This window comes from Lysinibacillus sp. FSL W8-0992 (assembly GCF_038008685.1).
In the GTDB taxonomy this organism is placed as follows: Bacteria; Bacillota; Bacilli; order Bacillales_A; family Planococcaceae; genus Lysinibacillus.
On record NZ_JBBOZQ010000001.1, the window covers coordinates 1,648,808 to 1,662,644 of the forward strand.

A 13,837-nucleotide genomic window follows, 5' to 3' on the forward strand; every position below is an offset into this window, starting at 1 on the left:
TCAAAAAGGTAACTATAGTAGACGTTAGTTCTGACGCATAAATGACGGGTAGAGGCTCCGAATGGACAAGCACATAAAACACTTTGCGAGAGGTTTACATTACTTTACATAATTCGGCGGTTTCAACGGGACATATAATAGAAGGAACTGTGAATATAAAAATTTATGTAAAGTTAGATAACGTAATGTTAACGCAGATTACAACGGGCAGACAGTCGGATTGGACGGGGATGTCTGAAACTCGAGGGGTTTCTAAAATACTAGCGTAAATAACTAGATATGTACGTTTTTCTATATTTTCGTACATACAAAACGTTGACTTTACTATATCCATCGTTTATGATTGCGTTAAGATACATAGTATGTACGATAACGTATGAAATGAGGCGGATATTATGACGAATGAAAAGAACGTACAGCCGTTACGATCGGCGCAGGAAATCGAGGATATGCGTTGGGCATTGGCGAGATATGCATGCGCTAGAGACGTATTTATGTTTAACTTCGGAATCAATACCGGCTTACGAGTATCGGACATTGTACCGCTAAAGGTAAGCGATGTTAAGGGTAGGCAGCACGTTATTATTACCGAGCAAAAGACCGGCAAGCCTAAACGGTTCCTAATTCCGAAGGCAACACGTGAAGCAATAGAAGATTATACTCGCGGAATGAACGATAATGATTACCTATTTCCGTCTCGTCGAGGCGATAGTTATATCAGCACAACGCAAGCATATCGAGCATTACAGAAGGCTGCTGACGCATTAGGACGTGATGACATTGGCACTCATACAATGCGGAAAACTTTCGGTTATCATCATTACAAGCGCAATAAGGACGTTGCTACGTTACAACACATATTCAATCATTCAGCGCCTTCAATTACGTTGAAATATATTGGAATTACAAGCGATGAAATTGATGCAACAATGGAAGATTTTGCGTTATAGGCGACTGCTTCGGCGGTCGTCTTTTTTTTTGCGTTGAAACTGCGTGACCCCAAAGCCCTCGATTCTGAATGGCGCTTTCTGGTATTCGGACCTTACCTACAACTTTTTTCTTTTTGGAAAAATAATGGATAATTTTCTGAAATATTGTTACTATTCAACTAACAGAGCAATTTAGCGGAACAAGGAAATTGCTTTTATTTGTAGAAGTCATGTAGGAGGGATTGGTGTAATGGATAATAATATTTTGATGTTCACAATACTCATTTTATTTCAGTTGGCAGTCGTTAGTATAGTTTTGGCTATTTTTACCTCAGTCTTTTTGAAAAGCAGAAAGAAAGGACTTGTGTTTTTAACAATCTATATTTTACTAAGTATATACAGTCTTTATGGTGTATATAAATACTCTGCGATATTGGGTAGTAGTGTGTTAATAATCTACATTTGCTTAGGAGTAGTAACTTATTTTGTTATTAAAAAGAGACTCTCAAATGGAACAGAAATTTAGATTCTTCAACAAACGGGAGCTTTAGTTTAATATTCGAGCTATTTTTTTACCTCAGGAAATTTTCGCTATAATTTTTTAAACTCGGGCGGTTAATATTCAGCGCTGTCAGACGCATCTGGAATAGTTGACCGTCTGGAATCGTCTGAGTTTCTACTATTATATAGTAATCTAATCAACGTAATACTGACGCATAAAAAAAGAACGACTAATGTGTAGTCGTTCGAATCCGATTTTTTAAATTATACGGATATAGTAGCATAGATTAAAAGAGCCGTAAATACTGATTTCACAACGGTCAGTAAAGCCTATTCCAATGCTGTTTTAAGGGCGTTATACTCGGTACGTAAAGGAGAGTGGTACTGATGGTATACGCAGAAGTAGCAAGGGTGACAGGTTTAACTTACGATATAGTCGAGGCGGATGCTAGATATATTAGAAAGTTTATACCGGGTTTTGCGGAAATTGGCGAGTTAAAAATACGTGAGTTGTCGTATTATGTATGTTATAGAGCAGAGTTTACGGATGATAATAAGCAGAATAAACGTGAGCAAGGTATTAGAGCGATGCAGCTGGCAATCAAGCAAGATATAACGGAAAATTTGCCATATGAAAATATGACATTTTATATTTAGCGGATAAATCGGCTTTACTTCCGCTGTCAAATAACGTAAGATGATTCGTAAGAAGGTCGACTATGCAATGTACGACCATTGAACGGATATTTGTCCGCCAGTACGTTTATATCACCGTTTCAAATGGCGGTACAGTCAACGTTACAACAATGCGGATATTATAGCGATGCAATAACGAATAAGGGACGCGGGTTCGACTCCCGCCGTCTCCATACATAATATATAGCAGTACAAATACTGTTAAATAGTGCCGTAAAGCATAAATTTCCCAAATGGAAAGTTTATGCTTTATTTTATTTTAGGGAATTTTATAGTTGAATATTCACATCTTAGGTAATCCAATAAAACGGTGTACTATTAATAATAAAGTAGTTTATTCAACAATCGAGCCATATTGATTGTGGAATCATACTTCTTTATAAAAAAAGGTAAACTAACCTCTTTCCAAATGCTTTAAAAATAATAATTATACCCATTTCAGCCTAATTACCGATAGCATATTAAATGAAAATCCTTTATGGTTATTAGGTCGTAAAATAGACTATCAGGTATATCCTGCAAATATATGAAATGATAGGTGGAAACAAATGAATTATCAAGTTTTATTATATTACCATTACACGAAAATTGAAGATCCAGCGGCGTTTTCGGAAACGCATTTAGCAATGTGTAAAGAAATCGGTTTAAAAGGTCGTATTTTAGTAGCTAATGAGGGCATTAACGGTACGGTATCAGGTACAATTGAGCAAACAGAGCAATACATGGCAAACATGCAAGCAGACTCATTATTTGAAGGGATTGTCTTCAAAATTGATGCGGCAGATGGCCATGCATTCAAAAAAATGCACGTACGCCCACGTCCTGAGTTAGTAAACTTAGGCTTAGAAGCAGACGTTAACCCGCATGAATTAACAGGTCGCTACCTGTCACCAGAACAATTCCTTGCTGAAATGCAAGATGAAAATACAGTAGTATTAGATGTGCGTAACACGTATGAATACGATGTCGGCCATTTTCGTGGTGCGATTCGACCAGATGTAGAAAACTTCCGTGATACACCAGAATGGGTACGTGAAAATCGCGAGCTATTCGAAGGGAAAAATGTTTTAACATATTGCACGGGTGGGATTCGTTGTGAGAAGTTTTCAGGCTGGATGAAACGTGAAGGCTTTGGCGATGTCGGTCAATTACATGGCGGTGTTGCAACATACGGAAAAGACCCTGTTGCAAAAGGCCAATTATGGGACGGTCAAATGTACGTATTTGATGAGCGTTTAACGGTGCCAATCAATCAAGTAGAGCATGTGATTATCGGCCGTGATCACTATGACGGTGAACCTTGTGAACGTTACATTAACTGTGCAAACCCTGAATGTAACAAGCAAATCATCGCATCTGAAGAAAATGAAGCAAAGCATTTAGGGGGCTGTACAATCGAATGTACAAAGCATGCACGCAATCGCTACATCGTGCGTCACAATTTAACAGAAGAGCAAGTAGCTCAAACAATTGAGGCGTTACAAGCGTAAGCATGAAAAGCTGTCTAAATAAAAAATGTCATTAATCTTTCATAACCTTAACCAACTATAGACCACTCTATGTAAGTGTTTAAACTATCCATTTCAAAATTGGACTAGTCTGCTCGCTTACATAGGGTGTTTTTTCTTTAATGTAATTTTTATTGGAATACACTACTAGCAAAAAATGTTTGAGTTTAAAGAATCTTGTCTTTTAATAGATGGGATTCTTTTTTGTCTTATTATGGGTATAAGCAGAGGAGCACACTTTAAATTAATAAAATTACTGTGGATGCTAGGAGTAAGTACATCCTGCACTTCTAAATATCTCTTTTAAAGGATTTTTACAATAATCACATTCTACTTTTACTTCAACACGGCTACAATCCATTAAATCATTGACATTTACTTCGAGTTTGTCAAAAAGACTTGTAAAAGTATAATCGTTTTCAATTCATTATATATTTATACTGTTTATTCTGAATACAAAGAAAAATTATGTAAAGGAAGAAAAAAAGGGCGTATAATAAAAATTAATCCGGATATATAAGATGGGGAATTATAATAAAATTTACCTTTATTTAATTATAAAACATTAAGGGTTAGTAGATTTAATATTTGAAAGTTTTTCATTAACAGAAATCATACGGTTAAATAATCTGCTGATTTTTGTAAAGAATACATTGAAATATTTACTCCATAGATAATTCATATATAGAGGAGGGGCAGTTATGGAAAGAGCAAGAAAAAGAATTTTCTACTATAAGAATGAGTATGTGAAAAATGTTAAATTAGTACATTATGACATTGATACTAATAGGAGATATAGGTTAGATATAGAATTAAAAAATGGCGATGCCGAAAAAGCTGTCCATTTAATGATGATTAATCCAAGTAAAGCAAATGAGGAAATTTCCGACAACACTCTTAATCGTATTATCAAATACGTTTCGTTAAATAACTCTGCTGGTGTTTTACAGGGCATAGGGAAAATTATTATTACTAATCTTTATGTAGTATGTGAGATATATCAAGAAAAAGTCGATGAGTATATTTCAGTACAAAGTTTGGATTTTGTTAAGGGGATAGATACTGACGGAAAATATAATAATAATACGATAATTGAAATGGCTAACAAAGATGCTCAATTAATAATTATTGCTTGGGGAAAAGGATACATATTTGATTATGACAATAGGATTCAAGAAATTTTTCGTTTAATTAAAAACAAGGAAATCTATCATATGGAGGATTTGACGCAAGAGGGGTATCCAAGGCATCCTCGGACTTGGGCTTATTCTTGGAAATTAAAAAGATACAATATTGAGGGATAAAGTAGGGGAATTTAATAGCCCTTTCCCCTATGAATCAATATGAGTTTCGGGATTTTAAAAGGTAAACCTTAGTTGAATATCTAAAATGATGTAGCCATCTCATTTGAGGTGGTGTTTTTTATGTGCAAAGTAAGTTATGTCACTTTGCACCTCCAAGTGAAAACGAGATGCGGGTGCTATTATTAATATAATGTTAAACTTTGTCGGGGGGATTGAAGGATGGCTCTGGTATGAAATCAGCTTTACCATCATGTCAACGTCCGTATAGTTGGAGTGTTCCGAAAAGTCATCGTCCAAAGTTTGAAATTTAAAATTATGAGCGTATTAGTCAATCTTGAAGACAAAAAATGGACAGAACAAAATGTAAACGAGCATATTTCAGGGCTAGTATGAATGGGTGAAGTGGATACTGTGAACAATTAAAACATTTTTGCAAAGCTGAATATAATAAATAGGATAGGAGGATATACGATGAAACAAAAGAAATCTCTAAAATTTAAAATTTTCACTGGAATTTTTGCTTTGTTAATACTGCTAGTTGCAGGATTTTTTATTTATGTAAGTTCATATTATAAGGCCAGTTCATTAGCTTTGGATAGTTTGAAATCTGACGAAGTCGTTAAAGTTGAAGAAAATGGCAATATTTTATTTGAACCCGTATCGAATGCTAAAAATATCGGCTTTATTTTTTATCCCGGAGCAAAGGTAGAAGCTTCCGCATATGCACCAATCGCTAAAGAGATAGCAGCAAAAGGTTATAACGTTAGTATTGCGAAAATGAGCTTTAACTTAGCCATTTTTTCACCGAACAAAGCAGACAATATTATAACTAATCATAAAGAAATTGATACTTGGGTGATCGGAGGACATTCTTTAGGGGGCGTCATGGCAGCAGATTATGCACTAAAAAATGATAATATAAAAGGCTTGGTACTATTAGCATCCTATCCCCAATCAAAAACAAATCTAAGTAGTCAACCAATAAAAGTCTTATCACTATGGGGAAGCAATGATAAAGTTGCAGACTTAAACAAAGTAAAGGATGTTAAAAATATTTTGCCAAATGACGCACGTTTTATCGAAATAAACGGTGGGAATCATGGAGGATTTGGAGATTATGGACATCAAAAAGGTGACGGTGAATCTTCAATAACAAATAAACAGCAGATGATGGAAACATCACAATATATTGTAGAACTGTTGGATAGTTTAAATCAGAAATAATTTAGGGAACTTCAATTAGAAAATCCATCTTAAATTGAACTGCACCCCAATGGGTTAGACACAATCTAACAATCGGAGGTGCAGTTTTTTATGGTCAAGAAATGTGCAGAACAAGCTTTTGAGCGTTACGTAAATGACATTTCATGAATTCAAAAGGATCTGAACCCTTGAGCATTATCGCCTCTCTTATGCCTGTGGAAATGACACACATTTATGAATGTTTTAGGGCGTTAAATTTATCTGAAATGTTATTAATTATGCAATAATATATATGAGGGTACAATCTTGATTTAGGGGGGCTTTTATGAAGTATGCGGCAATTACAGAAAATGATATTTCTCAATATTCAGATCAAACAGGAGTTTTATATCATTTTCCTAAAAGATACAAAAAACTGTTAGAACCAGGAACATTAGTAGTATATTATAAAGGTAAAATGGAAGATCAGCGTTTCGAAAATGCCCGATTATCCAAGGTACAACATTATTTTGGAACAGCCAAGATTGGAAAAGTTACAGTAGATCCTAATGATCCTAGCCAATTCTTTGCTACTATTGAGGATTTTATTCAGTTTGATGAAGCGATTTTTTTTAAAGATGAAAAGGGTCAATATCTCGAAGAGCATAGTAATTCACAAGCTTTTAGAAATGGTGTGCGAGAATTAACAAAAGAGAACTATTTGAATGTATTAAGTAGTGGAAGCTATAGTAATACATCTACAAGTAGTTCCAATCGCAAAATAATTTCCTTTACGGATGGCTCTATTCCTAAACTCGATGATGTAAATATATCTGAAGGTAAAGGCTTATTAGTAAGTACAAAAAGTAATAAAAGTTCAAATCCTTCATCATCCAAAAACAACAATTTGCCAAGGTACTCTAGAAATGCTAAAAAAGTTGGGGATCGAGCAGAGGAGTTGGTTTGTAGATACCTGGAAGATGTAGGGTATATTAATGTTGTTTGGGAAGCGAAGTTGGGCAACAAACCAGGGTATGACATAAGTTGTGAAACATCAACGGGGATGAAACTACATATTGAAGTAAAAGGAACTGTCTCAAATAAGATAACTAATTTCATTTTAACTGATGGTGAGCTTAAAGCTGCTATGATATTAAAAGATAATTATTATATGGCATTTGTAGTTAATTGCTTAAGTGTAAATGCACAAGTAGAACTAGTCGCAAATCCAAATGAATTAATGAACGATAATAGTTGGAATAGTAAACCTTTAACATACCTGATTAGTTTTTAAATATGGGTACTAATCGTGAAGTCTAGTCATAAATATTCTTTCACTATTCCTCAAAAAATTTTCGTACAACTGAAATGATAAAATTTCGCCAGATGCTAGATTCTATTCTAGGAAGTATCAAGTTTTAGATGAATAGTTTTAAATTTACTAAAAGCGTTTAAGACCCTATTACCAAGGGTTTTAGACGCATTTTATTTTTTGAAAATATACAAACGTAAAGTTTCCTAATGTTCTCTACATTTGGACAACCCCTTGCGTAAAGAAATGTAGTGTTAATAAGCAAGTTACCGTATTATTACAGTACTACAACAGTACTTCAAACGACTTTCAATGAAATATTGATTGTACTCTTTATATTTTATAATGTTTATACTATAATTATAGAAAATATTGTATTTTTTACCAAATTAACTATTGTATCCAGCACAACTATTTTCGGATGATGATGAAAGAAAAGTATAATTTATAGATATAATGAGGTGAAAACTATACAAACACTTGATGAAAAAATCTTAAGTAGACTACAACAGAGTGCACCAGAAAATTGCACAATTGTCCCTAGAAGTACGCCTGTAATTGCATTTGGGAGGTTTAGAACTGCAGAGATTGCTACTATTAGCTTAAATCCGAGTTATAAAGAATTTGATTTAGTTAATGGGAAAAATAGGTTTCATACTCTGGATAGTTTAGGATTACATAGTTATGCTGATATTAAAGCAGAACATGGAGAACAGATATTAGATTATTGCGAAAGATACTTTGAGAGAAATGTGGTTTATAAAGATTGGTTTAATCGAATTTCAAAATTTATTAAGAATTCCACTGGGTACGATTATTATGAAGGAACAGCTTGTCACCTTGATTTAAGCCAATGGGCTACAAAAGACATATGGGGAAAATTAAATAATTATCAACAAAAGGATTTAGTAAGTACTGGTGACATAGAATTGCTAGGGGAAATAATTAAGTATGGGAATTTTCATACTTTATTTTTAAATGGAAAGAAAACTACAATGGAGATTTTTAATTTCTTTGATGTACAACCTAAAAAGGTATTGTTACGTCAAACAACAAAAATAGATGGGGAAATTAAAAATAAAGTTGAAGGGTTCGTATCTACAACGAGAAGTATTGCTGGGGTAGAAATTGGAAGAGAAATTACATTAATAGGTCGGAATACCTATGTGAAATATGCAGGTGATGATGTTTTGATGTTAATTTCTGAGTGGATAGAAAACGAATTAAGTAAAAGATGACTATTTATAAATATTGAAGCCATAGGTTGCTCAATTGAAAGGAGCTACTATGGCTTTTATTATTTGTAATTAACGAATGCGTACTTAAAAAACGAGTTTATGTATTAAATCAATTATATATACATAAATACTTTGAAGACTTTAGCTATAATAGAAGTAATGAATAGAAGAGGAGAACATAATGAACCACTACATCGTCATGCAAGGGCACACCTATCAAGAAGAAAAAGAAGCAGAAATCATTTGGTCACCACAAAAAGATAAAGGCGGAAACACTCCGCACTCATGGCGACGTATGGAGGAAGTGAGCTCAGGAGATCGTATTTTTCATTACGTAAAAGGAAAAATCGTTGCGATTAGCATTGCGCTGTCTGATTGTGAGGAGGGCAAAAAGCCTGCTTCTCTAACAACATATGACCAGTGGGAAGAGAAAGGTTTTCTAGTGAAGCTGCAATACCATGAATTAGAACAACCATTAACGATTAAAGATTACTTTAATGAGTTGAAAGTGTTATTGCCTGTTAAATACTCAGCTTTCCAGCAAGATGGGGATGGAAACCAAGGCTATTTATATCCATGTAATGAAGAACTTGCGATCAAGCTATTAGATATTATTAGTGATATGAATATTTATCAAGTGGATGATGAACAGCTAGAATTTGCGATTGGCACGGTAGTACGCACAGAACGAAATACGCTTATTCCAGTGATTACCGAAACAGAAGCGGAAGCAAAACGTAAAATCCGTATTGGCCAAGAAAAATTTAAAGCAGCATTATTACCTTTATGGAATCATCAATGCGCACTTTGTGGTATTGAGCTACCGGCGCTTCTACGTGCAAGCCACTCTAAGCCTTGGCGGGAAAGTTCGAATGAAGAACGGTTAGATCCGTATAATGGTGTATTGCTTTGCTGTAATCATGACGCATTATACGATCAAGGTTATATTACATTTGATGGAACAGGCTTAATTCACATTTCAGAACGAATTCCAGCAACGAATTATGGAATGTATAACATTCATCAAAAGATGAAAGTTTCAAGATATGAAGAGAATAAGCAGTATTTTAGATGGCATCGGAAAAATATATTTCAATAATATGAAATGCAGGATGGGTTTAAAACATCTCTGCATTTTTTTATGCTTTGAAAACCACTTCATGTTTTATGTAACCCCTCACTCTATCAATAATCTCTTACTTATAAAAATATCGCTAATAGGTTATTTTTTTGAATGTTAACGCTCTAATCATTAACATTCATCAGTATCACCATGTTTTTATCTATAGTACTTTTAAAGGGTATGTACTTATTACTATAGAATACATACATATAAAAAGTGAACTGAAGATCAAGTTAAAGGAGGTAAGGTGAGATTCCTCTGATATCAGAAGATAGGCTTCTAGTTTGAGAAAGAATATTGCTCGTCAGAATAGAAAGATAGAATTGAAAGGAGAGGAAGTTGATAGTGATTAAAAAAATGGCGTTGCTTACTGTTTCTTTGATGATGGTAACATGTTTTTTAAATTTTGGAACTCAAAAGATAGAGGCGGCGCCTACAACGTTTGCGCCGAATTTAACAGCGACATTTGATGGGACCTCATTGTATGAAAGTGGCTACAGTGGGAATTTGTATGCTGGTTATATTTCTGCTGCAGGTTCGTTTAAATCAGGTGTGGGTTTCGTTTTGTCTGGTATTACAGGAGTAAGCTCAGCTACAGGCGACTCCATTTTAAGTTTCCCAGTTGCACAAGTGCATTCATTGATTGACAATACAAATACTCCACCAACAATGACGGGAATTGGTAATAAAACAGTGAATGAGGGCAGTCAGCTGACATTCACTGTATCAGCAATAGATGCAGATGGAGATACACTCACATACAGTTTAGTCGGTGCACCAACAGGAGCGAGCATCAATGCGACGACAGGTGTATTTACTTGGACACCAACGGAAGCCCAGGGTCCGGGTAGCTATATATTTACCGTATATGTGAATGATGGAATGTTAACAGACGCAGAAAGCTTTACGGTTACGGTGAATGAAGTAAATAGCGCCCCAGTGTTACAAGCAATTGGTAATAAAACAGTGAATGAGGGTAACCTGTTGACATTTACTGCAATAGCAACAGACGCTGATTTACCAGCCAATACGTTAACCTATAGCTTGGTTGGTGCACCAACAGGAGCGAGCATAAATGCCCTGACAGGTGTATTCACCTGGACACCAACGGAAGCACAGGGGCCAGGCGGCTATACATTTACTGTACGTGTAAGTGACGGAATGTCAACAGCTGCTGAAACCATCACAGTTACGGTGAATGAAGTAAATAGCGCCCCAGTGTTACAAGCAATAGGTAATCAAACAGTGAATGAGGGTAACCTGCTGACATTTACTGCAATAGCAACAGACGCTGATTTACCAGCCAATACGTTAACCTATAGCTTGGTTGGAGCACCAATAGGAGCAACTATAAATGCCATGACGGGCGTATTTACTTGGACACCAACGGAAGCCCAGGGTCCTGGTAGCTATACATTTACTGTGCTTGTAAGTGACGGAATGATAACAGATGAAGAAAGCATTACGGTTACGGTGAATGAAGTAAATAGCGCCCCAGTGTTACAAGCAATTGGTAATAAAACAGTGAATGAGAATAGTCAGCTGACATTTACTGCATCAGCAACAGATGCAGATGGAGATATACTAACTTATAGCTTAATCAATGCACCAACAGGAGCGAGCATCAATGCGACGACAGGTGTATTTACTTGGATACCAACGGAAGCCCAGGGACCAGGTATCTATACATTTACCGTGCGTGTGAGTGACGGAATGTTACTAGCTGAAGAAAGTATTACGGTTACGGTGAATGAAGTAAATAGCGCCCCAGTGTTACAAGCAATAGGTAATAAAACAGTGAATGAGGGTAACCTGTTGACTTTCACTGCATCGGCAACAGACGCTGATTTACCAGCCAATACGTTAACCTATAGCTTGGTTGGTGCACCAACAGGAGCGAGCATAAATGCGACGGCAGGTGTTTTTATCTGGATACCAACGGAAGCCCAGGGTCCAGGCATCTATACATTTACTGTACGTGTAAGTGATGGAATGTTAACAGATGAAGAAAGCATCACGGTGATGGTGAATGAAGTAAATAGCGCCCCAGTGTTACAAGCAATTGGTAATAAAATAGTGAATGAGAATAGTCAGCTGACATTCAGGGCATCAGCAACGGATGCAGATGGAGATACATTAACTTACAGTTTAGTAGGTGCACCAACAGGAGCGAGCATCAATGCCACGACAGGCGTATTTACCTGGACGCCGTCGAAAGCACAGGGTCCAGGCAGCTATACAATTATTGTGCGTGTAAGTGATGGAAGGTTAACAGATGAAGAAAGTATTATAGTTACGGTGAATGAGATTAACAACATTCCTATATATAATAATAATACCGATGCTACGTCAACAACACCTATTAAATTAGAACCAAATAAATATAAGATTATTTTTAATACAAATGGTGGAAGTGCCATTGGTATGCAAAGTTTAGAAAAAAATAAAAATATAATAAAACCAGAAAATCCTAAAAGAGAAGGTTATCTATTTGAAGGGTGGTATAAAGACCCTGAATTTAAAGTTAAATGGGATTTCGAAAAAGATGTTATAACTGTATCAACAACTTTGTATGCAAAATGGATTGAAAATAAAAAAGAAATTGATGAATCCATAGAAGAAGAAAAACCTAATTTTTCAGACATTTCAACACATTGGTCGAAAGAAATGATTGAAGAAATAGCCGCTCTAGGTATTATTAACGGCTATCCAGATGGTACATTCCGTCCAAATGAGCCGATTTTAAGAAAACATATTGCTATTATGATTAACCGTGCCTTAGATTTAAAACCAATACGTGAAAATGCTTCTTTTAGTGATGTATTACCAACCCACCCTTACTACGAGGAAATACAATTGCTTCAACAAGCAGGTATTGTCGATGGAACAAATGGTCAATTTAAACCTGATGAATTCTTAACCCGTGCACAATTGGCAAAAATTATTGTAATTGCTTTTAATTTTGAACTAGGTGATGAAAGTAATTTTGAAGACTTATCTAAAAATCATTGGAGTTATCAATACGTTGCTGGTTTAGAAAAATTAGGTATCGTGCAAGGGGATAATGGGAGATTTAATCCTCAAGATTCTATTACAAGAGCTCAATTCGTTGCAATCTTGTATAGAGCGTTAAATTTAACAAAATAATATAGTGATTAATATCATGTATTACAATATAGTACAGAACTTGAGCCATCTAAATATAGATGGCTCAAGTTAATTTAACAAATATAATAAATCAAAAGAAAATCTGAACAATTTAAGTAAATAAAACAGGAAATTAGTGAATGCACTTCTTTAAGAATAAAGGAAGTGAAAGTGCTTTTCCTTATTTAAAGGCCATCGTATTGGTGTCACTAATTAAGGTTTTCGCAACGAAATAAAGTGACTTTCTCCATATTACCGCCTTCCTAAGCTATACTTATCTTCAAAGCAATCGAATGGAGCTGGATAATAGTGTTAAAAACCCAAATAGAATCATTAATAAACGAGCAAGCCAATATTAAATTAATCGACGTAGAAAAGTCGTATGCTCAAAAGCACGCATTGTTAAACGAGGATGCAACAATAGAAACAATCCATCTGCAATTCGAAGTAATCGAACGTTGCAATAAGGAAACTGAAGAGTTAGTAGCAGAAGAAACAACTTCGTTTCTGACAAAGCCTGTGCAATATTTGAAAGAGCATGCAAATGAATTTATGTATGTGACGTCTGAACGTTTTGATGTGATTCGCGTGGATTCGTTTGCGCTTGAATTCGATGGGGCGTTTGGTGTGTATAGTGCTTTGTTTGGACTGCGATTGCAAAAGAAGTACAGTGAGTTTTTGCATTCGTATTTTAAAGCACATTTGCAAAATGAGAAGATGACGTATAGTGCGGCATTTTCTGGGGAAGACGGTCTTTGGGAAGTAAATCTTGCGTTAGATGCGCTGGATGGATTTAGTGAACAGCAGTCACTTGACGAAGTGTTAGCACAATTATATTCTTTTGTTTTTGCACTTCTTGAGGAACTTGAAGCGGCTGTCTGATGACGAATGCTTATT

At 35.4% G+C, this 13,837-nt stretch carries 10 protein-coding genes; all 10 read left to right on the plus strand.

The annotated features are described in order from the left end of the window. The first annotated feature begins 395 nt into the window (after positions 1-395). The 10 genes from NSQ74_RS08005 (at position 396) to NSQ74_RS08050 (ending at position 13,822) form a co-directional block, all read left to right on the plus strand. Positions 396-950 (plus strand): site-specific integrase, encoded by a 555-nt coding sequence (locus NSQ74_RS08005; RefSeq protein WP_340822574.1) that lies wholly within the window; start codon positions 396-398, stop codon positions 948-950. A gap of 867 nt (positions 951-1,817) precedes the next feature. Further along, positions 1,818-2,087, plus strand: a complete 270-nt coding sequence (locus tag NSQ74_RS08010; RefSeq protein WP_340822575.1) for a hypothetical protein — start codon at positions 1,818-1,820, stop codon at positions 2,085-2,087. Positions 2,088-2,674: 587 nt separating this feature from the next. Then, complete coding sequence (trhO, locus tag NSQ74_RS08015; protein ID WP_340822576.1) at positions 2,675-3,616, plus strand: oxygen-dependent tRNA uridine(34) hydroxylase TrhO; 942 nt, start codon at positions 2,675-2,677, stop codon at positions 3,614-3,616. A gap of 719 nt (positions 3,617-4,335) precedes the next feature. Continuing rightward, positions 4,336-4,938: a DUF1643 domain-containing protein gene (locus NSQ74_RS08020; protein WP_340822578.1), complete on the plus strand. Its 603-nt coding sequence runs from the start codon at positions 4,336-4,338 to the stop codon at positions 4,936-4,938. Between the two features lie 471 nt (positions 4,939-5,409). After that, complete coding sequence (locus NSQ74_RS08025; protein ID WP_340822580.1) at positions 5,410-6,162, plus strand: alpha/beta family hydrolase; 753 nt, start codon at positions 5,410-5,412, stop codon at positions 6,160-6,162. Positions 6,163-6,466: 304 nt separating this feature from the next. Continuing rightward, a complete protein-coding gene (locus NSQ74_RS08030) occupies positions 6,467-7,414 on the plus strand; it encodes a protein NO VEIN domain-containing protein (protein ID WP_340822582.1) in 948 nt (315 codons plus the stop codon). A gap of 479 nt (positions 7,415-7,893) precedes the next feature. After that, complete coding sequence (locus tag NSQ74_RS08035; protein ID WP_340822584.1) at positions 7,894-8,670, plus strand: hypothetical protein; 777 nt, start codon at positions 7,894-7,896, stop codon at positions 8,668-8,670. Positions 8,671-8,851: 181 nt separating this feature from the next. Continuing rightward, positions 8,852-9,769 carry an HNH endonuclease gene (locus tag NSQ74_RS08040; protein WP_340822587.1) on the plus strand — a complete coding sequence of 306 codons (918 nt, stop codon included), beginning with the start codon at positions 8,852-8,854 and terminating at the stop codon, positions 9,767-9,769. Positions 9,770-10,138: 369 nt separating this feature from the next. Beyond that, the gene (locus NSQ74_RS08045; protein ID WP_340822589.1) at positions 10,139-12,940 is read left to right on the plus strand and encodes a putative Ig domain-containing protein; all 2,802 of its coding nucleotides are present in this window, start codon (positions 10,139-10,141) and stop codon (positions 12,938-12,940) included. Between the two features lie 309 nt (positions 12,941-13,249). After that, positions 13,250-13,822: a hypothetical protein gene (locus NSQ74_RS08050; RefSeq protein WP_340822591.1), complete on the plus strand. Its 573-nt coding sequence runs from the start codon at positions 13,250-13,252 to the stop codon at positions 13,820-13,822. The last annotated feature ends 15 nt before the right edge of the window (positions 13,823-13,837 follow it).

Excerpts from the sequence above, each read along its gene's own strand:
- NSQ74_RS08040 (WP_340822587.1), top strand. The coding sequence starts at position 8,852 with ATGAACCACTACATCGTCATGCAAGGGCACACCTATCAAGAAGAAAAA.
- NSQ74_RS08010 (WP_340822575.1), top strand. The coding sequence starts at position 1,818 with ATGGTATACGCAGAAGTAGCAAGGGTGACAGGTTTAACTTACGATATA.
- trhO (WP_340822576.1), top strand. The coding sequence starts at position 2,675 with ATGAATTATCAAGTTTTATTATATTACCATTACACGAAAATTGAAGAT.
- NSQ74_RS08020 (WP_340822578.1), top strand. The coding sequence starts at position 4,336 with ATGGAAAGAGCAAGAAAAAGAATTTTCTACTATAAGAATGAGTATGTG.
- NSQ74_RS08025 (WP_340822580.1), top strand. The coding sequence starts at position 5,410 with ATGAAACAAAAGAAATCTCTAAAATTTAAAATTTTCACTGGAATTTTT.
- NSQ74_RS08030 (WP_340822582.1), top strand. The coding sequence starts at position 6,467 with ATGAAGTATGCGGCAATTACAGAAAATGATATTTCTCAATATTCAGAT.
- NSQ74_RS08005 (WP_340822574.1), top strand. The coding sequence starts at position 396 with ATGACGAATGAAAAGAACGTACAGCCGTTACGATCGGCGCAGGAAATC.